Raw genomic sequence first — 20,302 nt, 5'->3', positions numbered from 1 at the left:
ATTGAAGAATACAACCGGTGCTTCAAACTTAGTTGAAATACACCTTAGTGCCAGCCCGGCTTTGGCTTACTCAGGTTTCGGGAATCTGATGGGCCGGATGCAGACAACTCTGAGGCGACTCACCAGTGCCAACTGCGGTCGCTCTACGCCCATGATCTCATTCTCCAAGCGGCAACCCCGGTGTTTTCCGCCTATTGGGAACGGTAAAGTTACTAGTCAGCACTATCAGAGTTGTCAGCGCCATTGGTAAGCATGGCGCCGGGCGTTCAGCCGGCGCGCCCGAACACCCTTTCGAAGAAACCGACCTCGCGCACATCAGGGATCGGCAAACTGTCAAGCTCTTCCATGGCACGCTTCCAGAACTTTTCGGGCTCATCCAGGTGGGATACTTGGGCTCGCTCGTCCGGGCTGTAGTGGTTGTGTTCGCCGGCAATTCCTTCCGCCATGAGCTCCTGGGTCCAGAGATAGATCGCGGCCCGGACGGTTCGCAGCAGCTGGGAGTAGACCTCGCGGCTCAGGTTGATGGCCAGTTCAGCCGTCAGGTTGATCTGCTTCTGCAGCAGGGCCATGTCGTCCTTTTCCAGCAGCACCCGGTTACCGTTGCCCTTCTTGCAGTTCAGACAGATCTTCTCCAGGGCTTTTACCCCTTCGAGCAGGTCCACGTATCCGAACTCTTTCTTTTGCTGATCGTCTACCGGTGCGGGAATCCAGTCATACTGGGGCGATTTGGCAACGATGTGCCCGTGCAGTTGCCGGCGGTACGTTGGTGCGGAAGCGGGGTCCTGGTAGCCGCCAAATTCGTTGCGCAGCCAGGCGGCCATTTTCCGGTGGCGAAGCATCATGGCCAGAGTAATGGCTGCAGGCATGATCTCCTCAAGCGCGTCCTCGGAATCCTGCGTGCGTTCGTCCAGATGGTTCACGGATGTTGACATTTTTCCTCCTCGGCAACGGGCTTACCGGTCCTTCACCCCGTTATCCGTTTCTTGTTTTTGGTATCCGGTGGTTGTATCTGTCATCGCCGGTGTCTAAAACCTAGTCACATAATCAAAAGGGCACCGTTGTAAAAAAGTTACTGCTTTGTAACGGGCGGTAAGCCCCCTGAACCTGAGGATGAAGGGCGGGGGAAAGGTTCTGGATATCGGAACCGGCTCAGGCTTTGCAGGGCTGCATCACAGGCAAGGTGTTCACTATTGAACGGGTCCAGGAACTGGCAAAACGCGCTGGCCACGGGTTGGCCGCCGAAGGCTTCGCCAATGAATCGGTGTTCGTTGTTTCTTGGTCGCCTCTATCGCCTGGCTCTACGATAGGGTGTTGCGCTCACCAACTGAATCCACCTTTAAAAAAAATCCCGAATCGGAATAAAGCCTATTCCTGACGAAAGTCATCGGTAATCCGCCCAAACTCCCGAATCTCGATTTCATGGGCATCGTCCCGGAAGCTTTCTTTCAGCGCGTCCTCATACCAGTCCACCATCGGAGGGTACTTCAGCATCCGTTCTACGTAAGCAGCCGCGCTATCACTCAGAGCAATACCGTAGGTCTGGAATCGAAAAACGACAGGGGCGTAGAACGCATCCACGGCGGAGAACTCGGCTCCCGCCAGAAACGGGCCGCCAAACCGGGAGAGCCCTTCCTGCCAGAGTGCATCGACCCTTTTGATGTCTTTTGCCAACGCCGGAGTGACCTCATTCAGCTCAACTCTCTGGCCGCAACTCATGCTGCAGAAGTTCCGGAGCACTGAAAAACCCGAGTGCATTTCCGCGGTTGCGCATCGTGCCCAGGCTCTTGCGGTCTTATCGGCGGGCCAGACGCCTTCATGCTGTTCCGCCAGATATTCAACAATCGCCTGAGAGTCCCAGACCGGCAATTCGCCGTCGTGCAGGCATGGCACAAGCCCGGGCGGGTTAGCGCGGCGGTAGTCTTCCCAGTCCTCAGGAAAGCCAAACCGGTGCATTACCTCTTCAAAGGGGATATCCAACGCTTTCAACACCAGCCAGGGGCGCAACGACCAGGACGAGTAATTCTTGTTTCCGATGTGCAGGGTGTACATTAAGGAGATCCTTCCCTTGTTGGATGGTTTGCAATCATAGGCCCGGACGCCCGCCAACAGCTACCCTTGATTCACAAACAGACGACTCACAGAATGGTCCCATGCTAACCCCTGAAAACCGATTGCGCCTGCGTGCCGGTCCCCTGATGGTGGCCTTTTTGCTCTCCGCCACCATGGCCAGGCCAGCCATCGCCGAAAGTACCTTTTCCAACGGAGGCATTTCCCATGTCGGCACTACCCAGGTGTGGGACAGTGATGGTCAGAACATGCGCATCCGCCGCCCGTCTGGCAGCAAAGAAGGCGACCTGTTGGTGCTGTTTCTGCACCGGACGGACGACGTTCTGCCGTTCCACGTCGATGGGTGGCAACGGGCTGGCGAATGCTACAAGGAAAACAACGGCTACGACTGTCTGACGGTCCCCGACTGCACGGACATCAGTGGCTCCTTCTGCAACCGGTTCGAAAACTCATACTATGGCGATGACCTGGCCCAGGTGGTCCTGACCCGCGAGGTGAGTCCCGACGAGCCTGATTCCTACACCTTCCATCTGGGCGCCTGGTCCGACGGCCAACCGGGCTGGGCCATCCTGACCGCGCTTCGTGGCGCGGACACCCGCGACCCGGTCCGGGACTGGTCCCACAGAGGCTGCGACAACGACCCTCGCAGTGCTTTTCCGCCGGTCGACGGCCGCAAGGGAGACATGCTTCTGCTGTCCCAGTCGTTTGACGACGCTGTGAGCCAACGTCGTTTCGGCGCGCCCAGCGGCACCTCAACCTTTGGCTACGTCAGCAACAGCGATGAAGCAGGCTTCCTGTATGGCGGCCTGATCATGTCCGATGGACCAACAGGGGTTATGGAGACCCGTGGTGATGGAGCATCCAGCTGTAAAGACGCGTTGATATCACTCACCATCCGCCCTCGGTGAAACCGGGCAAAGGCGTCGCTCATGCCACCGGGGAACACCCAGCGCCGTTCGGGCCTCAGTGCATCGAGTGGTCCATGGTCTTATCCATGTTTCCCATGGAGCCTGCGGACGCGTCATCGAGGGTCTCAACGGCCAGCTCAACAGCCATATCCTCGGCCCCGTCGAAGAGTAAGGTCGCAGGGATACGTTCACCCTCCATCAGGGGTCCGCTCAACTGCTCCAGCATCAAGTGATAACCGTGGGGTTTGAGTTCCACCGTGCCACCCGCAGGGATCACCAGGCCGTCACTCACTGGCTGCATCCGCATCATCCCCTCGCTCATCAACGACTGATGAATGGACACCCGGCCCGCGCGTGGGGTTTTGGCGCCTGTCAGGATGATGTTGGTCGAACCATGGTTGGTGATGTCGAGATACCCCACGCCAACCGGGGTGCCTGGCGGTGTTGGCCGGCTCCATGGGTGATCGATGGATACGGTGTCGTTGCGGTAATCGTGGGCGTACGAAAGGGAAGCAAGTAACATCATGACTGCTGACGCAAAGCGGGAGACGATCACTGGCACCAATTCCTTTGTTTAACGGTTTTGGCCAGAGACTATACCAAGTGCATGAAAAGTATCCTACTTTCCCTATGCCCGATCACTCCTGCGGTTCCGATTCAGTGGTGAGCAGTTCGCGAACCTCATCCATGCTCACGGCCTGGCTGTAGTAATACCCCTGTAGCCGGCCATACCCCATTCCAATCAGGGTGTCGGCTTGTGATTTCTGCTCCACACCCTCGGCCACCAGATCCATGCTGTGGGACTTGGCAATGGCGACGATACTCTCGACCATATTGCAGGCCTTGATATCATCGTTGATGTGATCAACAAAGCTTTTGTCCACTTTCAACTCGTCGATGGGTAACGCCCTCAGCATGCTCAGCGAGGAGTACCCGGTGCCAAAATCATCCATAGCCAACCGGATACCCAGAGCCCGAAGCCGGTTCAGCACGGGCAGTATCTGGCTTCGACGCGACATGAACAGGGATTCGGTGATCTCAAGAGTGAGGTCAGAGGGCGCCACCTGGTGGGCTCTGAGTCTGTCCAGAACCGTGTCCGCGAATCCTGGCTGCATAAACTGGAGCACCGAGATATTCACCGCCAGCTCGCAGCTTGATGGGATGGCACGACGCAATTCACTGAACTCCCGCAGACTTCGATCCAGCACATGAGTCCCCAGCTGAACCATCAGGCCCGACGATTCCGCGACTTCCACAAACTCGCTGGGGGGCACCTGCCCAAGCTCTTCATCGCGCCAGCGTGCCAGAGCCTCCACTGCCACCACGTTGCCCTCTGCATCGAACTGCGGCTGGTACGCCATAACGATCTCACTCCGCTCCAGAGCCCCCCGCAAACGCTGTTCAATGTGCACCCGACGCAGATAACCGGTTTCGATATCGGGCCTGAACAGGCAGATATCGTTCCGGTTCTTCTTGGCCCGATACAGAGCCAGATGGGCGTTTCGAAGGACGATGTCGAACGACCCTCCATGCTCGGGGAAGGTGGCGGCGCCCACACTGGCGCCCAGCTGAATCTCCAGCGCCCCCTCGACCATGAGACGCGAGGTTTCCGACAGCAGTCTCTTGCAGAAGGCGTCCAGATCGCCAGAGCGAGTCAGTTCGGTCACAACCGCAAATTCATCGCCGCCCAGGCGAGTGACAGTGCAGTCCTTCCCTGCGGCAATGCTCAGGCAGCGGGCCAGCTCGACCAGTACCGAATCGCCGTACTCCTGCCCAAATCGATCGTTTATGCCTCGGAAATTATCGACATCCACCACCACCAGGCTGAAGGGTGCCCGTTCATCAACATACTTCTGAGCCGAATCCAGTAATCCCATCCGGTTTTCCAGGCCGGTCAGGTCATCACGGCGCGAGCTTCGGAACAGCGCCTCAATCCGTTTCCTCTCGATCCGGTCTATCAAACCGAACAGGTAGTACAAAAGCCCTGTCAGGCAGATAAACAGCGTGAGATGAATCATGAGCTTATTGAAGAAATCATTGAGTACGCTGCGGGATTCGGATTCAGAAATCACCCACATCTCGTATCTGGGGTGCCAGACCGCAGCGCCGATAAAGCGACCACTCTCTCGTCTCGAGTAATAGACCACGGCATCTTCACTGGCGCGAATTTCCTCAATCGGCTTTCCCGACTTCTCGACGAGCATCTCTATGTCGGCCTGCATTTCCTGCTCGGTTCGGCGAATGGTGGAATAGACCTCCGGGCCGATCCCCGCCCGCGACATGTACTGAAGGTAACCATCCCGTTCCCGGAAGAGCATGACGCTGTCCTCATCGTTGTCATGGAGAACGCTCCGGAAAATTCCGTTGTCGCCGTCAATACGGACGCCTCCTGTCATCACCGCCAGCACTTCTCCCTCGCGATTGCGCAATGCCTTGCGAACCGGAATCACCCACTCTTGCAGCGACTCGACGAAGTAGGTTCTGCCCAGCACCATCTTTGTTTCGTCCAATGCACGCTCGAAGTCGTCCCGAGTGCTCTCATTGGCCAGCAGGTTTGGCATCTTCTCAGGTTCGAGATTGGAACTTAACGACACCAGTTCGCCGTCGGCTCTTGCCAGCCCGAGCCCCACCAGTGAACGGCTTGAGGCAACGATGCTGTCCAGGAGTGGCATGGTATGGGGGGCTCGCTCCAGCTCGCCCTGCCGGAGTAACTCCCGGCCGATGACGTCCAGAGCCATTTCCTGGGTGGTAAAGATGCTGTCAACGGCCTGAGCGTAAAGCTCTGCACGGGATTCGTGGTGGTCTTCGAAGTGTGAGACGGTGTTTTTCCAGGAGGTAAACAAGACGACCAGCAGGAATACGAAAGCAACCGCGTAAACCAGCCAGAACAGTTTCCAGATATTACGTTTGGGTATTGCCACGCTCACTCCCCGGGCCCTTACCGACGTCATCAGACAGGCAGAACAATGGTCTGATTATAGGCCTAACCGACCCTACCCTCTGCCGGATTGCCCCGAATTAATACCTTGCCAAGGTTACGTCAGGATTTGGAAAGTGCATCAACCAGGCCACCGAGGAAGCGTGACGCCTCACCCCCGGTGGCAGCGCGATGGTCGAAAGTCAGTGACAGGGGCAATATCCGACGGATGGAGGGTGCACCTTGCCAGGGCACCACTTTCTCGCGGATTGTGCCAGCCCCGATGATGGCAACCTGCGGAGGGGTAACAATGGGATTGGCGTATTGGCCGGTCATGGTGCCGAAATTGGACAGAGTGATGGTGGCACCCTGCATTTCCCGGGGCGGGATCTTCCGGGTCGCGACGGCTTCGCGCAGGTTTTCCAGCCCCTGGCGCAGGTCCTTCTGGCTGCGGTGGTTCACATCCCTCAATACCGGCACGAACAGTCCCTCCGGCGTATCGACCGCGATGCCCACATGGACCTCATTGAGAAGTCGCCGGCTGAGATTGTCACCATCGAACCAGGCATTGAGTGCGGGCACTCTGTCACAGGCCGCCGCAATGGCCTGCACCAGGCGCATGGTGATGTCCGTGCCGGCTTTCCAGTCGCCAATGTCAGCATCTTCGTAGATCGAAACCGGCACCACCTGGACGTGGGACAGTGCCATGTTCTTGGCCATGGTCCGGCGTGGCCCCCGCAGCATTTCAGCTTCACCCAGTTGCTTCTGGTGGCTGGCCTGCCGATGCACATCGTCGTTGGTGATCAGTCCGCCAGGGCCACTGCCCCTGATGGTTTCCAGGCTCACGCCCAGACGCTCCGCCAACGCGCGCACCCCAGGGGTTGCCCGATTGGCACGGGCACGCTTGCTGGATGCGGCCGCGCCAACAATGAACTGGTCCTGGTGCGCCTCGCCATCTGCATCCTTACCCGACGATTTCAGTTCGCCGACCACCGTCCCGGTGTCACTGCCTTCGCCTTCAAACGCCAGCAGCGGTTCGCCGGTGTGGATGATATCCCCCGGCTCACCATACAGCTTGGCAATGGTGCCCGCCTCGGGCGACGGCACTTCCACGATGGCCTTGGCCGTTTCCACTGACACCAGCACCTGATCCACCTCAACCGTGTCGCCGACCTTCACGTGCCACTCGACAATTTCGGCTTCCGGCAGGCCTTCCCCCAGATCCGGCAGTTTGAAGTTCTTCATAGCGCAATCACCTGTTCCACAGCCTCAACAATGTCTGTCACTTTGGGGAGGTAGGCCTGCTCGTTCCGATAGTAGGGCATGATGGTGTCATAACCGGTCACCCGAACCACCGGCGCCTGCAAATCGAGAAAAGCGCCTTCGGCGATGGAGGCGGCGATTTCCGCCCCGACGCCACCACTTCGACACGCCTCGTGCACGATGACAACACGACCGGTCTTGGCCACGGAACACAGCAGGGTTTCCCGGTCCAGCGGGCTGACGGTCGCCACGTCGATCACCTCGGCCGACACCCCCTGCTCGGCCAGCAAATCTGCAGCCTGCAGGGTTTCCATCACGCAAGCCCCCCAGGTCACGAGCGTGACATCGTCCCCTTCCCGCAGGGTAAAACACGTGTCCAGTGGCAGGGCTTCCCCGTTATTGGCAACGCTGTGGGTGACTGCCCGGTAAATACGCTTGGGTTCCAGGAACACCACCGGATCCGGGTTGCGGATTGCCGCGAGGAGCAAACCATAGGCCCGCTGGGGCGAACTGGGCACGACCACACGCAGCCCCGGAATATGGGCGAACAACGCTTCGGTACTTTCGGAATGGTGCTCGGGAGCATGAATGCCGCCGCCAAACGGCGCCCGGTAAACAATAGGGCAATGCAGCCGGCCGCGGGTGCGATTTCGCATGCGCGCCGCGTGGCTGATGATCTGCTCCATACCCGCGTAGATGAATCCCATGAACTGGAATTCGGCCACCGGCTTCAGGCCCTGGGTCGCCATGCCGATGGCGGTGCCGGCGATCAGGGTTTCGGCCAGCGGGGTATCCAAAACCCGTTTGTAGCCGAATCGATCCCGAAGCCCGACCGTGGCCCGGAACACGCCGCCGTTCGTGGCCACATCCTCCCCCAGTACGATCACGGATTCGTCGTGTCCCATTTCCCAGGCCAACGCCATATTCACCGCTTCGACGAGAGTGACATCGCGAACCTCCGGGCTGCTCATGACTCACCTCCGTCACTCTTCCCCGCCAGCCGCTCCCGTTGCTGCTGCAAGGATGCCGGCACGCTCTCGAAGAGGTAGTCCAGCATGGCGGTGGGTGATTCTGGCTCGGTGGCAAGATAAGCTTCAACCGCTGCATCGACGGTCGATTTGCACTCTGCCTGCAACGCCTGTTCTTTGTTGGCATCCCACAAGCCGTTCTGATGCAGATAGTTCTGAAGTCGCTTGATGCCATCTGCTTCCCAGGCCTTTTTCAGCGCCTCGGCGGTGCGATAACGGGTGGCGTCATCGGCGGTGGTGTGGTCACCAAGCCGGTAGGTGACCGCTTCAATGATGCTCCCACCCTTTCCGCCGCGGGCGCGCTCCAGGGCTGTGTCCAGGGCCTCGATGGTGGCGAAATAGTCGTTACCATCAACGATGTGGCCCGGTAAGCCGACGCCGATGGCTTTCTGGGCCAGGGTGTCAGCGCCGCTCTGAACACTCCGGGGGGTGGATATGGCCCACTGATTATTGATAACCACAAACACCACGGGCAAATGCCACGCGCCGGCCAGGTTGATGCTTTCCAGAAAATCCCCTTTCGAGGTTCCGCCATCACCCACACAACAGACAACCGCCCGTGCCTCATCACGAATCCTGATGGCCGACGCCACGCCCACCGCATGACAGCACTGGGTGGCAATCGGCACGGCGATGGGCAAATCCTCCGGGCAATGCTTCCAGGCACTGCCGCGTTCATCACCGCCCCAGTAAAGCAACAGTTCGCACAGCGAAACCCCTCGCAGAATATGGGCGGCCTGATCCCGGTAGTAAGGGACGAATACGTCGGAGGGGGCGAGGCTCTGGCCGATGGCTGTACCGATAACCTCGTGTCCGAGAACCGAGGGATAGGTTCCACACTTTCCAGTGCGCTGAAGCGCAATGGCCTTGGCGTCAAAGGTGCGGGTAAGCACCATGTTGCGATAAGCGCTGACAACGCGCTCAATATCGCTGGCCTGGGCAGGCAAGTCGTCGAGAGGCTTGCCCAACTCATCCAGATAGCGGGTGCTATCTACATGAAATTCCTGGCTTTTCCGCATTCCTCCCTCCTGCTACAGCTATTGAAAAGCGCCAACGGCCTTTCTGTCTAATACTTAGTCGATGCCCAGTGAATGAGCAAAGGAACTAACTGCCCCAGGTCAGGAACAAGGATATCTGCGGTTTGTGCAACGACCGCCAAACTGGTTGATAACACGGCGTGGGGCGAATCCTTACAGAATCCGTTACAGGAGCTGAGTAATGAACGTCACATCGATTCTCAACGAAATTATGAAGCAGGCTCAGGGAGCGTCTCCGCAAGGCAGAGGCAGAACCGGAGGCGGGGTAGACCTCGGTGGCATGATGCAGGATCTCGGCAACCAGATGCGAGGCGGAGCAGGCAGCAGCGGTGTCGACTTGAAGAGTATGCTTGGCGGCGGGCTGCTGGGTATGTTGCTGGGCTCCAGCCGGGGGCGAAAAATGGGTGGCAAGGCGATGAAATACGGTGCGCTGGCCGGCATTGGCGCACTGGCCTGGAAGGCTTATCAGAACTATCAGGCTCAGACCCAGGGCCAGCCCCAAAGCCACGGTAGTGCCGGGAGTGCCACGTCTTCTCTAGGAGCCTCTTTGGGCCCCTCTTCCATGGGGGGCGACCAGGGTCAACCGATCGAGCAACTTCACGGCAGCCAGCAGGAGCAGCGAGGGCTGGAGATACTGCAGGCGATGATTCTGGCGGCCCGCGCAGACGGCCACATCGACGAGAACGAACAGACGATGCTGGTGCAGGAAATCGAGAAACTGGGGGCTGACCCGGAACTTCAGAATTGGGTTCAGCAACAATTGAAAGCACCCTTGGATGCCCGGGAACTGGCCAGTAAAGCCGATTCACCACAGGCCAAGCGGGAAATTTATCTGGTCAGCGCAGCCATGATCGATGACCAGAATGACCTGGAACGGGCCTGGCTCAATCAGCTCGGCTCTGCGCTCGAACTCGAGCCGGCGATGGCCCAGGAGCTGGAACGTCAAGTTCAGGCATTGGCGGCCTGACGCAGATTCAGGTTTTCGGGCAGGGGCGTAACATCCCCTGCCTTCCGGGCAGACAAGCTAGTCCCGCTCTCACCGGCTACCCGTCGGGTGACACCCGGGCCAACACACGGGCAGGCTCGGACAGGGGCAAGGCAAGGATCACCCCTTCGTTTGAGGCCGGATAGACGCCGGTCAGGCCGGTGATATTCACTTGATGAGACACCAGCACAATGGGAGCGCCTTCGGGCATGGCATTGACTGCCTTAATGGTTTCCCGGGTTTGCCCGGGCCCCTCGGAGCGGTTTCGGAAGAACGAGTTAATCGGTGGCAGGGGCGTCACCTCGCCCATGGCCATCTCGGTGGCCGTATCCATGCAACGACACCACTGGCTGGAATACAAACGCACATCCTCGATACCGTGCTCTGCCAGGAAGGGCTTCCATGATCGCGCCTGAGCCCGCCCCTCGTCGTTCAGATTCCGCTGCGTACTGCAGTCACCGAGTTGAAAGTTGGCGGGATCGCCCGTTCCGGGCGCCAGGGCGTGTCGCAACATCAGAACCGCTTCGCCATTACGCAGCGCAGTCCAGGCCGCCTCATCGGACCCGTCGGCAATCGCCGACACACTGATCAGCAGGAACGACATTACTGAAATCGCCAGCCGGACTATCATCACTCCCTCCTCCTCTTCGATAGGCGTGTGGCGCGAAAGATCTGGAGTACCCCCGTCCCTTTCAAGCGACGTTCCTACGCGATACGCCCAATGGATCTATCGGGCTCACACCAACCGCGGGTAAACTTCAGTCTCAAAACTCATTAAAAGGAAACCACCATGCCAATCTGGGTCGACGCCGACGCCTGCCCTGTGCCCATTCGCGAGATTCTGTGCCGGGCTGCGGAGCGCTGGCAGATTCAGACCACCTTCATCGCCAATCACGCGATCAACCTTCCGCCCAGTCCTTTTATTCATCGGCGACAGGTACCCCAGGGCTTTGATGTTGCGGACAATGAGATCGTTGATCAGCTCAGGTCCGGCGATCTGGTGATTACCCAGGACATCCCCCTCGCCGCCGAGGCCATTGAAAAAGGCGCGGACGTATTCAATCCGCGAGGCCAGGCCTTCACCAAGGAGAACATTCGTCAGCGATTGGCCATGCGCAACTTCATGGAAGAAATGCGAAACGCTGGCCAGGTCACCGGTGGGCCGCCACCGTTCAGCAAGCAAGACAGGAAAGAGTTTGCGGACAAGCTCGACCGGTGGCTGCAGCGCAACCACAAGCGCTGACCGGGACACGGCAACCGCATGGCCCCGCTGCTGCTATGCTGAAGTCATTGTTCTTACTCCAAACTTCGCTGCCAAGGGGTTGTCTTGCCGGTACTCAAACACATACTGATCCTGGGCACTCTGATCCTTGGCACTGGTGAACTAACCTTAGCCCAAACCTTCTCGTCACAACGGGCCGAATTCAAACTGGAAGAGGTGGCTTCCGGGCTTTCCAATCCATGGAGCCTAGCCTTCCTGCCGGATGGCTCGATGCTGGTCACCGAAAGAGCCGGTCGTCTGAGAATCATCCGCAACGGAGAACTGGACCCGATCCCCATAGAAGGAACGCCAGAACTGGTCGCCAGTGCAGAAGGCGGCCTGCTTGATCTTCTGCTTCATCCCGACTTTGCCGATAACCAGACCCTGTTCCTGAGCTATGCCCACCAGAACAGTGAGGGCATGACCACCCGCGTCGTCCGCAGCCGGTTCGTTGATGGTCATCTTCAGGATACCGGGGTCATATTCGAGGCTCTGCCCCGCTATAGCTCCAGCAACCACTTTGCCGGTCGGCTGGTGATGGACGCCGAAGGCTTTATCTACGTTTCCGTGGGAGACCGACTGGAGAGGGACCAGGCCCAGGATACTGCTGATGACGCCGGAGGGGTCCACCGCATTACTCAGGATGGGGAACCCGCACCGGGCAATCCCGGCCTGGGGAACAACGCCATAAACGACACCTTGTTTACCTGGGGCCAGCGGAACCCCCAAGGCATGACCGTGCACCCGAGCACCGGTGAGGTATGGACCCACGAGCACGGTCCCCAGGGTGGGGACGAACTCAATATCCTGCGCGGCGGCACAAACTATGGCTGGCCCGAGATTAGCTACGGAATTGCGGATTCCGGCGAGCTCATCACGCCCTACACCCACAGGGAAGGCATGGCCCAGCCACTGTATTACTGGAATCCGTCCATTGCCCCGTCCGGCATGGCGTTCTACACCGGCACCTTGTTTCCGGGCTGGCGGGGTGACCTGTTCATCGGCGCACTGAAGATGAGACGACTGGTGCGGCTGCGTATTCTCAATGGCGTGGTGATTGAGGCAGAAGACCTGCTGACCGACCTGGGCCAGCGCATCCGGGATGTCCGCATGGGCCCGGAGGGTGCCCTGTGGATTCTCACCGACTCCAAAAAGGGCATGGTGTACCGGCTCGCCCCCACCTATGAGTGAGCGCCAGCAAGCGCTGCACTACCCTGTGGCCGTCCTGCGATTCGTGCGAGGCAGTGCTATGCTGAGGGCACACTCAAGCCATGGATCACGTGACTGGATCCCCGGAGAGTCTCGTGCCGTCACTCAGACACCTGACCGTCGCTGCCAGCCTGGTTGTCGCTGGCCTTTTCAGTTCCGGATGCAGCGCCGAACGCGAGCTCTTTTCGTCCGATAAAACAGACTTTCAACTCAAGACCGTTGTTCAGGGGCTCGAACACCCCTGGAGCCTGGCCTTTTTGCCTGATGGCTCCATGCTGGTGACCGAGCGGGCCGGGCGGCTTCGCATCATTCGCAACGGTGAACTGATGTCAGAACCGGTCCGGGGCGTGCCCGACCATGTGGTGACCGGCCAGGGCGGCCTTCTGGATATCGCGCTTCATCCCGAGTTTGCCGATAACCAGACCCTGTTCCTGAGCTATGCCCACAGAAATGACGACGGCATGACCACCCGGGTTGCCCGGGCAACCTGGAGCAACGATCAACTGGAAAACGTGACGGTGATCTTCGAAGCCCTGCCCCGCTCCGGCACCAGCCGCCACTTCGCCGGCCGCATGGCCTTTGATGCAGATGGTTTTCTGCACGTGTCAGTGGGTGATCGCGGCAACCGCCCCCGGGCGCAGGATACCGGCGACGATGCGGGAGGGGTGCATCGAATCACCGTTTCGGGTGAGCCGGCGCCCGGTAATCCAGGCCTGCAGGACGACAATATCCGCGACACCCTGTTCACCTGGGGCAATCGCAATATTCAGGGCATGACGGTCCATCCGGATACCGGGGAGATCTGGACCCACGAGCACGGCCCCAGGGGCGGCGATGAAATCAATATTCTTCGCCCGGGTACCAACTACGGCTGGCCAGAAATCACCTACGGCATCGCCTATTCCGGCGCCCAGATTACCCCCTACACGGAAAAGACCGGCATGGCCCAGCCCCTACACTACTGGGACCCGTCCATTGCACCCTCGGGCATGGCCTTTTACAGCGGCTCCCTGTTTCCGGAATGGCAGGGGGACCTGTTTGTCGGCGCCCTGAAGCTGCAGAAGCTGGTCCGGCTGAGGATCAGGAACGGGCAAGTAGAGGAAGAAGAGGATTTGCTGGCCGACCAGGGCGACCGGATCCGGGATGTGCGGATGGGGCCGGACGGTGCCCTGTGGCTACTGACCGATGACTCGGACGGCAAGGTTTACCGGATTGTGCCCGCCCCCTGATCGTCAGTGCGGGTCGTTGGTCCTTTCGGTTTTCTCGAACTGGGGCAGGTCGTCGGTGATCTCATGCCAGTCGGCTTTAGAGCCGACAAACTCGTGGCGGGATGCGCCTTTGCCAAGCGGCTCGTTGATGACGCCAGCCAACAGGCGCAGGATGCCCGGAATGGCGTCTACCCGGCTGTAGAGATGGCTGCCGCAATGGCTGCAGAAGGCCCGGTATTTGCCCGGCCGTGATTCGAACTCGGTGACCAGCGACTCACCGTCCAGAAAACGAAAGCGAACACGCTGGACCGGCACGCTGGCGGAAAACGCACTGCCGTGGGCCCGGCGGCACTGGCTGCAGTGACAAAGGGTAATCGGACCAATCGGACCATCGTATTCGAACGTAACGTCACCACACAGACATTGACCTGTATACATAGCTTTCACTCAGGCTGTAAGTTCGGAAGAGTCGGGTAGCGGGGATGATACCCGCCGGTTACTTGAAGAACCAGCCGACAGGCTCTATCTAACATACAGGCACCGAGCAGGAGGAACGTATGTCATTCAGCTCAATCCCCCGAATCGGCATGGGCACATTCCGTCTCAAGGGCAATGATGCCCGGGAAGCGGTGAAAAGCGCCCTGTCACTGGGCTACCGGCACATCGACACCGCCCAGATGTATGAAAACGAAGCCGAGGTGGGAGATGGCATCACGTCCAGTGGCATTCCGCGCCGCGAGGTCTTTGTCACGACCAAGATCTGGTTCGACCAGCTCCATGCCAGCGACCTGATAAACAGCCTGCATGACAGCCTTACCCGACTGAAAACCGACCACGTGGACCTGACCCTGATCCACTGGCCCTCCCCAGATGACGAAGTGCCCATGGAAGAATACCTGGGTGCGCTGCGTGACGCCCAGCGCGAAGGGCTGACCGAACACATCGGCGTCTCCAACTTTACCTGCGCCCAGATGGACCAGGCGGTGGATATTCTTGGCCAGGGCACCCTGCTCACCAATCAGGTCGAGGTGCATCCATTTCTGGCCAACCGCAAGGTTGTGGAGCACGCCCAGTCGCTGGGGCTGACGGTCACCGGCTATATGCCCCTTGCCGTGGGCAAGGTGATGGAGGACGAAACCCTGCTGCGCCTTGCGCGGGAACGCAACGTCACACCCGCCCACATTGCCATTGCCTGGGTTGCCTCCCGTGGTGTTGTGCCCATCCCCTCCTCAACGCGTCCGTCTCACCAGAGCGCGAACATCGAAGCGCTCGACATCAAACTGAGCGAAGAGGAAATACAGGCTATCGATGAGCTGGATCGTGGTGAGCGGATTGCCGATCCAGGCTTTGCGCCGGACTGGGACTGAGCCAGTACCCGATGACCAGCATTACCAGCCCGACGACGGGCAAAACCAGCAGCCAGTAAACCTGCAAGGTCCAAAAGGTGGCTGCGCTGAAAGTCAGCCATAGCAGCGGAATGGGTACGAGCAACCAGCCCTGTCGCCCGGACAGAGCGCCGGGCACAAGATTGGTGGCAGCGACAGTCACGCCCGGGGCCAGCCCGAACACCGCCAGGGCCTGAACAGTGCCGGATTCCAGCACCGTAACCCAGGGAAGCAGAATGACCGTCAGCCACCAGACGAGCTGAAAGCGGCGCCCCTGAGGATTAAGCGGCCGACTCACCGACCGCAACCCCAGCCCTGCCAGCAACACCCCCTGCACCACAAATGCCCAGCCCAAACCGGCGGCAGGCCAGTTGATCTCGCTGTAGTACGTGAGCAGAAACCCTGCCCCACTCAACACCCAGGCACTGGCAATCGCCAGCCACGCCAAACGGCGCAGACTGGCCTCCGGCCTTCCGAGCAACACCGGGACCAGCAACCCCAGTACCACAACCGGCAACTGCCAGGGCCAGAAGTCCTGATTCAGGCGCACGCACAAGCGCAGGTAAACCTCCGGACCGAACATCAACAGATCCTGGAGGGAGTAGGTCGTCCAGACGTCCGTCCTCACAGGGACCTCACGTAGGCCACCAGTTCCTGTCGCTGGGAGGCATTGGGCAGGTTGCCATACAGGGCCGCCATGTTTTCCTGCATATGGTCGACTTTCGAGGTTGCAGGAATGGCGCAGGTGACGGCGGGATGAGAGATGACATACTTCAGGAACAGCTCGGCCCAGGTGCTGACGCCCGCCTCCGCTGCGACGTCTGGCAGAGGCTTCGCCTCGAAGCGCCGGAACAGCTGCCCGCCCTGGAACGGACGATTGACCAGCACGGCAATTCCTCGGTCCTGTGCAATGGGCAGCAACCGCTCCTCGGCCTCCCGGTCCAGAACGTTGTAGGTCAGCTGAACGAAGTCCAGTTCTTCGGTTTCCATAATTCGGGCAAGATCCCGGTGGCGCCGGCCATGGGAGGTGGTGATGCCGATGTAACGAATCTCACCGCTGGCTTTCATTTCCCTGAGCGTCTCGAGGTGGCCCTGCCAGCCCACCAGGTTGTGGATCTGCTGGAGGTCGAAGCGCGCCACCCCCCATTTTCCAAGGGAGGAGCGGGTTTGTTCCCGGGTTGCAGACTGATCCGATGTCCAGACCTTGGACGCCGAGAAGACTCGATCATGAGCCTGCAGATTTTCAAGCGCTGCGCCAACCACGTTTGCCGAAGACCCATACATGGGCGAGCAATCCACCACCGTGCCACCGGCTGTCAGGAAGGTTTCCAGCACCCGGGTTCGCTGATCGATCAGGTAAGGATCACTGCCCACATTGAAGGTAATCCAGGTTCCCATGCCAATTGCAGGGATGGTTTCGCCGGTTGACGGAATCCCCCTGGCGATGGCTGACACAGTTTCAGTCCCCGAAGGGTTAGCCAGAAGAGGACGGCTGACTATCGCCATACCAGATAAAGCAGTTCCCAGCACAAATTGTCTTCGGGTTAATGCCACTGCTCTTCTCCCTTATGGTTCGTGTTCGGGTAAAGACAAAGCCCACGTCGCTCAGTTCCAGACCCCACATTTTCGTTTACCCGAACAAGCGCCTCGTCACATTTTCAACGACAGCTTACAGGCCGTCACAAAGGTCCCAATAAAATCCTGCGTTAACTGCCATTTTTTAACGTCATGTATAGCGTTTCTGCATAGTACGCGATCAAAAGATGGGCTATGTTTGAAGAACAACAAAACGATGAACAATCTTCACGGTAGTTTGGGGTATGCGACGGGTAAATACAGCAGCCGGCAATGGGCCGGTTTCAAGGCCATCCTTTTTCAGGCGGTCCACACTGGCTGTTTGTACGGCGTTAACACTCGCCGTCAGCCCTGTACTGAAAGCGGACACAAACGAAAGCTCCGGACTATCCGCGGGGAAAATCTGGAGTTCAAAGGTCCGTGACTACGCACAGAAGTCCCTCCGCGACGAGAAAGCCCTCAGCGTGGCGGCCATTCCCCTGAATGGCCCCGGCATCGAGCAGTTCATCAACGCCGATGCACTGATGAGTCCCGGCTCTATCATGAAGCTGGTCACCACCTTCGCCGCCCTGGAAATCCTTGGCCCAACCCACAGCTGGGATACGGACTTCCTGACCGATGGCGACATGATTGGCGACACGCTCAAAGGTAACCTGTACGTGCGGTTCGGGGGCGATCCCAAGCTGTCCATTGAGCGCCTGTGGAGCACCTTGCGTGAACTTCGCAGCATGGGCATCACTCGCATTGACGGGGACCTGGTACTGGATGGCCAGTATTTCCGGGTCGATGGCGGCTTCCCCACCTTCGAGGACAATGGCGACAACCCCCATGCGCCCTTCCTGGTGGAACCCTCTGCCTATCTGGCCAACCTGAACCTGCTGCATTTTCAGGTGCGTGCCGACGAGCGCGGCACCCAGGCCTGGAGTACTCCGGCACTGGACGAAGTCATCATCGATAACCGTGTGATCGCAACCGAAGAAGGCCGCTGCCCCAGCCGCCGGAGCTTCGAATGGCAGCCCATTTTCCATGAGGACAACCGGGTTACGATTCGCGTCACGGGTGAACTGCCTCAGGGTTGCCGCACCACACGCTACTTATCCCTGTTGCCCCACGAACAGTACAGCGCCTCACTGATTCGCTCGATTCTCGAAGAAGTCGGGGTCGTCATGACCGGTGAAAACCTGACCGGAGAAACCCCGGAAACCGCTCGACTGGTGATGAAAACCACCTCGCCGGATCTGGTATCCATGGTGCGAGATATCAACAAGTGGAGTAACAATGCCATGGCGCGCCAGTTGCTCCTGACCATTGGCGCCGAGAACCGTCTTGAGGATGAAACCGATGACCGGGTTGCCGGCATCCGGGTCATCTACGAGTGGATGGAACGCAAGGGCATTGATACCGAGGGCATGGTGATCGATAACGGCGCCGGCCTCACCCGCCATGGCCGCATCACAGCCCGACAGGGTGTGCAGCTTCTGCAGCACGCCTGGGACAGCCCGTTTTCAATGGACCTGCTCGCCTCGATGCCCATCATCGCAATGGATGGCACCATGGCGCGCCGTCTGAGAAACAGCGGCATGGACGGTTCCGGACGCGTCAAGACCGGCTACCTGCAAAACGTTCGCTCCATCGCCGGTTTTACCCGCGACGAACACAACACCACCTGGGCGGTGGTCGGTATGGTCAACAACGATCCGGCCTGGAATGGCCAGGCGGTACTTGACCGGGTCCTATACTCGCTGCACTACCGGCCGCCAACAGGAACGGCCTTTTCCAAGGCAGATTCCGGTTCTTCGAATAGGGCCATTCAGTAACAAACAAAAACCCCGGCAAGCGCCGGGGTTTTTGTTTTCCAGAGAGAAAGCCTAAAGGCCTTACTGGGGTGCGGCTACAAAATCATCTAGCAGAGTGAGCCCTGCAACGCTCGTCTCGCCTGCACCGGCATCAGCCAATCTTGCAATAGCCGTATAAACGCCGCCTGCAGACAGCGAAATGCTACCTGTTTTCAGGAACTCGCTACCATCCGTGCTCGTAATGAACACCACATAGTCACCCTCCGGGACCTCGACGTAGCCTGACGATGTACCGTATGCAAAGTCATCCAGTGCGGGCTCGGCATTGTTGATTTCCGTTGCCTCAGCGCCACCCTCAGCTGTCGGGAGCAAGTAAACGTCGACAGTCCCCGCTTCCTCAGCGCCATGAATTACCCGCAGCTTGGCCGCGGTAGCGACACTCCGGTTGTCATCTTCAAAGACCAAGGCCTGCACTTCAGTCTGGCCTGCTGCCACGACGGTCGTGCCAGAACCCGCCGCAAGTTCGAGAGTAGCGTCAATCACCGCCACCGTTCCATCAGCACCGGTCACGGCAACCTGATTTTCACCAGCCTCCAGTGCGACGTATGCTCCTGTCGAGGCAACTCCCGGGACAGTATCGGTGTAGGCGATGTCCTCCACAGTTGCAGCATCGGAGCCGGGTGTTGCATTGACATAAAGGTCGACGGGCCCAGCAACAGCAGAGTTGTGCACCGCCCGAATGCCTGCCCCCGCGCTCGCATCCACTATTTCACTGACGTCACCACCATTGATCGCCAGCAGACTGATCGGGGACTCACCAAACACGGTGTTATCAACCGCTGCAACCAGCAGATCCGCGCCAGGGGGCAGAGGCAACGCACCACTGTCGTAGACCACCGTGTCGGCACCCGCGGGTGTAACTCTGACCTGATACTCACCGGCCGGCACTTCCAGCGGTCCGACGCTCTCTTTAAAGCTAAAGCTGAATGTGGCTTCTGCAGGAAGCTCAGCACCGGCGGCGGTCACGTACACATCGACAGGTCCACCCGCAGCTTCCTCGGCATCCGGAGACAGGTGAGCAACCCGCAGGCGCACGGAATCCGAAGATTCGCGTTCGCCATCATCAGTCAGGATCAGGGGCTCAATGGTTTGGTCACCTACTTTGCCGACCGCAATGACATCGTATTTCGTGTTGAACAGAAGAGGTACGTCTTCCTCGATTACCGTTACGGTGTCCCCTCCCGGCAGAATTCCGTCGATGGACAAAGAAGGACGACCAGCATTCGGAGTCAATACCGCTGCCTGTTTGTAGTCAGCCCCAGAGACGACGGTACTGCCATTAAAATTAACGTTGACAGCGGGCGCATCGGAAGAGGCATGAATGACCCGGACGTTCGACTTCAGCGGATCGTCGTCATCATCGAAACAACCAGTCAGCACAACGCTGCCGACAACCACTAGGGGTAAAGCGAGTAAGGACTTCATTGTGTTATTTCCTCATGCTGTGAGCGTGATTGGCTAATACCTGAACTTAGTGGTTCGAACCTGCACATGTTCATTCCCTGAACGATGCAACACCTGTAGCTACGGGCAGCTTTTCCAAACGGATTATCGGCAGGCCACATTCAGCGCACACTTGTGCTCTTTTCTACGAAGAAACCAT

Annotated in this window: 19 protein-coding genes; 7 read left to right on the top strand and 12 right to left on the bottom strand. The window is 58.9% G+C overall.

Translation table 11 applies throughout. From position 1 onward, the window contains the following. Positions 1-266: 266 nt before the first annotated feature. Entirely contained in the window at positions 267-932 is a 666-nt protein-coding gene (locus K8I84_RS01195; RefSeq protein WP_223792896.1) for a hypothetical protein, read from the bottom strand. A gap of 433 nt (positions 933-1,365) precedes the next feature. Further along, positions 1,366-2,049, bottom strand: coding sequence for a glutathione S-transferase family protein (locus tag K8I84_RS01190; RefSeq protein ID WP_223792895.1), 684 nt, complete (start codon positions 2,047-2,049; stop codon positions 1,366-1,368). A gap of 101 nt (positions 2,050-2,150) precedes the next feature. On the opposite strand from K8I84_RS01190, the gene K8I84_RS01185 reads away from it, so the two are divergent. Further along, positions 2,151-2,975, top strand: a complete 825-nt coding sequence (locus tag K8I84_RS01185) for a hypothetical protein (protein ID WP_223792894.1) — start codon at positions 2,151-2,153, stop codon at positions 2,973-2,975. A 55-nt stretch (positions 2,976-3,030) separates the two neighbouring features. Here the strand turns inward: K8I84_RS01185 and K8I84_RS01180 are convergent, their stop codons facing one another. The 5 genes from K8I84_RS01180 to pdhA all read right to left on the bottom strand — a co-directional run bounded on the left by K8I84_RS01180 (position 3,031) and on the right by pdhA (position 9,202). Further along, positions 3,031-3,531: a copper chaperone PCu(A)C gene (locus K8I84_RS01180; RefSeq protein WP_223792893.1), complete on the bottom strand. Its 501-nt coding sequence runs from the start codon at positions 3,529-3,531 to the stop codon at positions 3,031-3,033. Between the two features lie 82 nt (positions 3,532-3,613). Then, the gene (locus tag K8I84_RS01175) at positions 3,614-5,896 is read right to left on the bottom strand and encodes a putative bifunctional diguanylate cyclase/phosphodiesterase (RefSeq protein ID WP_223792892.1); all 2,283 of its coding nucleotides are present in this window, start codon (positions 5,894-5,896) and stop codon (positions 3,614-3,616) included. A 119-nt stretch (positions 5,897-6,015) separates the two neighbouring features. Then, positions 6,016-7,137 (bottom strand): dihydrolipoamide acetyltransferase family protein, encoded by a 1,122-nt coding sequence (locus tag K8I84_RS01170; RefSeq protein WP_223792891.1) that lies wholly within the window; start codon positions 7,135-7,137, stop codon positions 6,016-6,018. Continuing rightward, the gene (locus tag K8I84_RS01165; protein ID WP_223792890.1) at positions 7,134-8,126 is read right to left on the bottom strand and encodes an alpha-ketoacid dehydrogenase subunit beta; all 993 of its coding nucleotides are present in this window, start codon (positions 8,124-8,126) and stop codon (positions 7,134-7,136) included. Before K8I84_RS01165 ends, K8I84_RS01170 begins: the two co-directional genes overlap by 4 nt. After that, a complete protein-coding gene (gene pdhA / locus K8I84_RS01160) occupies positions 8,123-9,202 on the bottom strand; it encodes a pyruvate dehydrogenase (acetyl-transferring) E1 component subunit alpha (RefSeq protein ID WP_223792889.1) in 1,080 nt (359 codons plus the stop codon). Before pdhA ends, K8I84_RS01165 begins: the two co-directional genes overlap by 4 nt. Positions 9,203-9,401: 199 nt before the next feature. Here pdhA and K8I84_RS01155 point away from each other — a divergent pair, with 199 nt between their 5' ends. Then, complete coding sequence (locus K8I84_RS01155; protein ID WP_223792888.1) at positions 9,402-10,187, top strand: tellurite resistance TerB family protein; 786 nt, start codon at positions 9,402-9,404, stop codon at positions 10,185-10,187. Positions 10,188-10,263: 76 nt separating this feature from the next. On the opposite strand, the gene K8I84_RS01150 is transcribed toward K8I84_RS01155, so the two are convergent. Then, positions 10,264-10,836, bottom strand: a complete 573-nt coding sequence (locus K8I84_RS01150) for a histidine phosphatase family protein (protein ID WP_223793707.1) — start codon at positions 10,834-10,836, stop codon at positions 10,264-10,266. 159 nt (positions 10,837-10,995) lie between these two features. On the opposite strand from K8I84_RS01150, the gene K8I84_RS01145 reads away from it, so the two are divergent. From K8I84_RS01145 to K8I84_RS01135, 3 genes are all read left to right on the top strand, one after another. Next, the gene (locus tag K8I84_RS01145; RefSeq protein ID WP_223792887.1) at positions 10,996-11,448 is read left to right on the top strand and encodes a YaiI/YqxD family protein; all 453 of its coding nucleotides are present in this window, start codon (positions 10,996-10,998) and stop codon (positions 11,446-11,448) included. A gap of 84 nt (positions 11,449-11,532) precedes the next feature. Then, positions 11,533-12,657, top strand: coding sequence for a PQQ-dependent sugar dehydrogenase (locus K8I84_RS01140; protein WP_223792886.1), 1,125 nt, complete (start codon positions 11,533-11,535; stop codon positions 12,655-12,657). Between the two features lie 113 nt (positions 12,658-12,770). Continuing rightward, positions 12,771-13,904, top strand: a complete 1,134-nt coding sequence (locus tag K8I84_RS01135) for a PQQ-dependent sugar dehydrogenase (RefSeq protein ID WP_411722636.1) — start codon at positions 12,771-12,773, stop codon at positions 13,902-13,904. Between the two features lie 3 nt (positions 13,905-13,907). Here K8I84_RS01135 and K8I84_RS01130 read toward each other — a convergent pair whose 3' ends face one another. Next, complete coding sequence (locus tag K8I84_RS01130) at positions 13,908-14,321, bottom strand: GFA family protein (protein ID WP_223792885.1); 414 nt, start codon at positions 14,319-14,321, stop codon at positions 13,908-13,910. A gap of 119 nt (positions 14,322-14,440) precedes the next feature. Here K8I84_RS01130 and dkgB point away from each other — a divergent pair, with 119 nt between their 5' ends. Further along, positions 14,441-15,250 carry a 2,5-didehydrogluconate reductase DkgB gene (gene dkgB / locus K8I84_RS01125; RefSeq protein ID WP_223792884.1) on the top strand — a complete coding sequence of 270 codons (810 nt, stop codon included), beginning with the start codon at positions 14,441-14,443 and terminating at the stop codon, positions 15,248-15,250. Here dkgB and K8I84_RS01120 read toward each other — a convergent pair. Further along, on the bottom strand, positions 15,186-15,896 hold the full coding sequence (locus K8I84_RS01120) for a DUF6064 family protein (RefSeq protein WP_223792883.1): 711 nt from the start codon (positions 15,894-15,896) through the stop codon (positions 15,186-15,188). The genes dkgB and K8I84_RS01120 overlap by 65 nt on opposite strands. After that, entirely contained in the window at positions 15,893-16,723 is an 831-nt protein-coding gene (locus K8I84_RS01115) for an aldo/keto reductase (RefSeq protein ID WP_223792882.1), read from the bottom strand. The genes K8I84_RS01120 and K8I84_RS01115 overlap by 4 nt, the downstream gene beginning before the upstream one ends. 365 nt (positions 16,724-17,088) lie before the next feature. On the opposite strand from K8I84_RS01115, the gene dacB reads away from it, so the two are divergent. Beyond that, complete coding sequence (gene dacB / locus K8I84_RS01110) at positions 17,089-18,660, top strand: D-alanyl-D-alanine carboxypeptidase/D-alanyl-D-alanine-endopeptidase (protein ID WP_223792881.1); 1,572 nt, start codon at positions 17,089-17,091, stop codon at positions 18,658-18,660. Positions 18,661-18,720: 60 nt separating this feature from the next. Here the strand turns inward: dacB and K8I84_RS01105 are convergent, their stop codons facing one another. After that, the gene (locus K8I84_RS01105; protein WP_223792880.1) at positions 18,721-20,124 is read right to left on the bottom strand and encodes a DUF4397 domain-containing protein; all 1,404 of its coding nucleotides are present in this window, start codon (positions 20,122-20,124) and stop codon (positions 18,721-18,723) included. Positions 20,125-20,302 lie beyond the last annotated feature (178 nt).

Source organism: Marinobacter sp. F4216, assembly GCF_019931195.1.
GTDB lineage: Bacteria > Pseudomonadota > Gammaproteobacteria > Pseudomonadales > Oleiphilaceae > Marinobacter > Marinobacter suaedae.
This window is presented reverse-complemented; position numbering and strand designations above follow the sequence as displayed.

What these genes read in the sequence shown, in the direction of transcription:
- K8I84_RS01155 (WP_223792888.1), top strand. Translation starts at nt 9,402, where the DNA reads ATGAACGTCACATCGATTCTCAACGAAATTATGAAGCAGGCTCAGGGA.
- K8I84_RS01190 (WP_223792895.1), bottom strand. Translation starts at nt 2,049, where the DNA reads ATGTACACCCTGCACATCGGAAACAAGAATTACTCGTCCTGGTCGTTG.
- K8I84_RS01195 (WP_223792896.1), bottom strand. Translation starts at nt 932, where the DNA reads ATGTCAACATCCGTGAACCATCTGGACGAACGCACGCAGGATTCCGAG.
- K8I84_RS01165 (WP_223792890.1), bottom strand. Translation starts at nt 8,126, where the DNA reads ATGAGCAGCCCGGAGGTTCGCGATGTCACTCTCGTCGAAGCGGTGAAT.
- K8I84_RS01145 (WP_223792887.1), top strand. Translation starts at nt 10,996, where the DNA reads ATGCCAATCTGGGTCGACGCCGACGCCTGCCCTGTGCCCATTCGCGAG.
- K8I84_RS01130 (WP_223792885.1), bottom strand. Translation starts at nt 14,321, where the DNA reads ATGTATACAGGTCAATGTCTGTGTGGTGACGTTACGTTCGAATACGAT.
- dkgB (WP_223792884.1), top strand. Translation starts at nt 14,441, where the DNA reads ATGTCATTCAGCTCAATCCCCCGAATCGGCATGGGCACATTCCGTCTC.
- pdhA (WP_223792889.1), bottom strand. Translation starts at nt 9,202, where the DNA reads ATGCGGAAAAGCCAGGAATTTCATGTAGATAGCACCCGCTATCTGGAT.
- dacB (WP_223792881.1), top strand. Translation starts at nt 17,089, where the DNA reads ATGCGACGGGTAAATACAGCAGCCGGCAATGGGCCGGTTTCAAGGCCA.
- K8I84_RS01185 (WP_223792894.1), top strand. Translation starts at nt 2,151, where the DNA reads ATGCTAACCCCTGAAAACCGATTGCGCCTGCGTGCCGGTCCCCTGATG.
- K8I84_RS01170 (WP_223792891.1), bottom strand. Translation starts at nt 7,137, where the DNA reads ATGAAGAACTTCAAACTGCCGGATCTGGGGGAAGGCCTGCCGGAAGCC.
- K8I84_RS01150 (WP_223793707.1), bottom strand. Translation starts at nt 10,836, where the DNA reads ATGATAGTCCGGCTGGCGATTTCAGTAATGTCGTTCCTGCTGATCAGT.
- K8I84_RS01105 (WP_223792880.1), bottom strand. Translation starts at nt 20,124, where the DNA reads ATGAAGTCCTTACTCGCTTTACCCCTAGTGGTTGTCGGCAGCGTTGTG.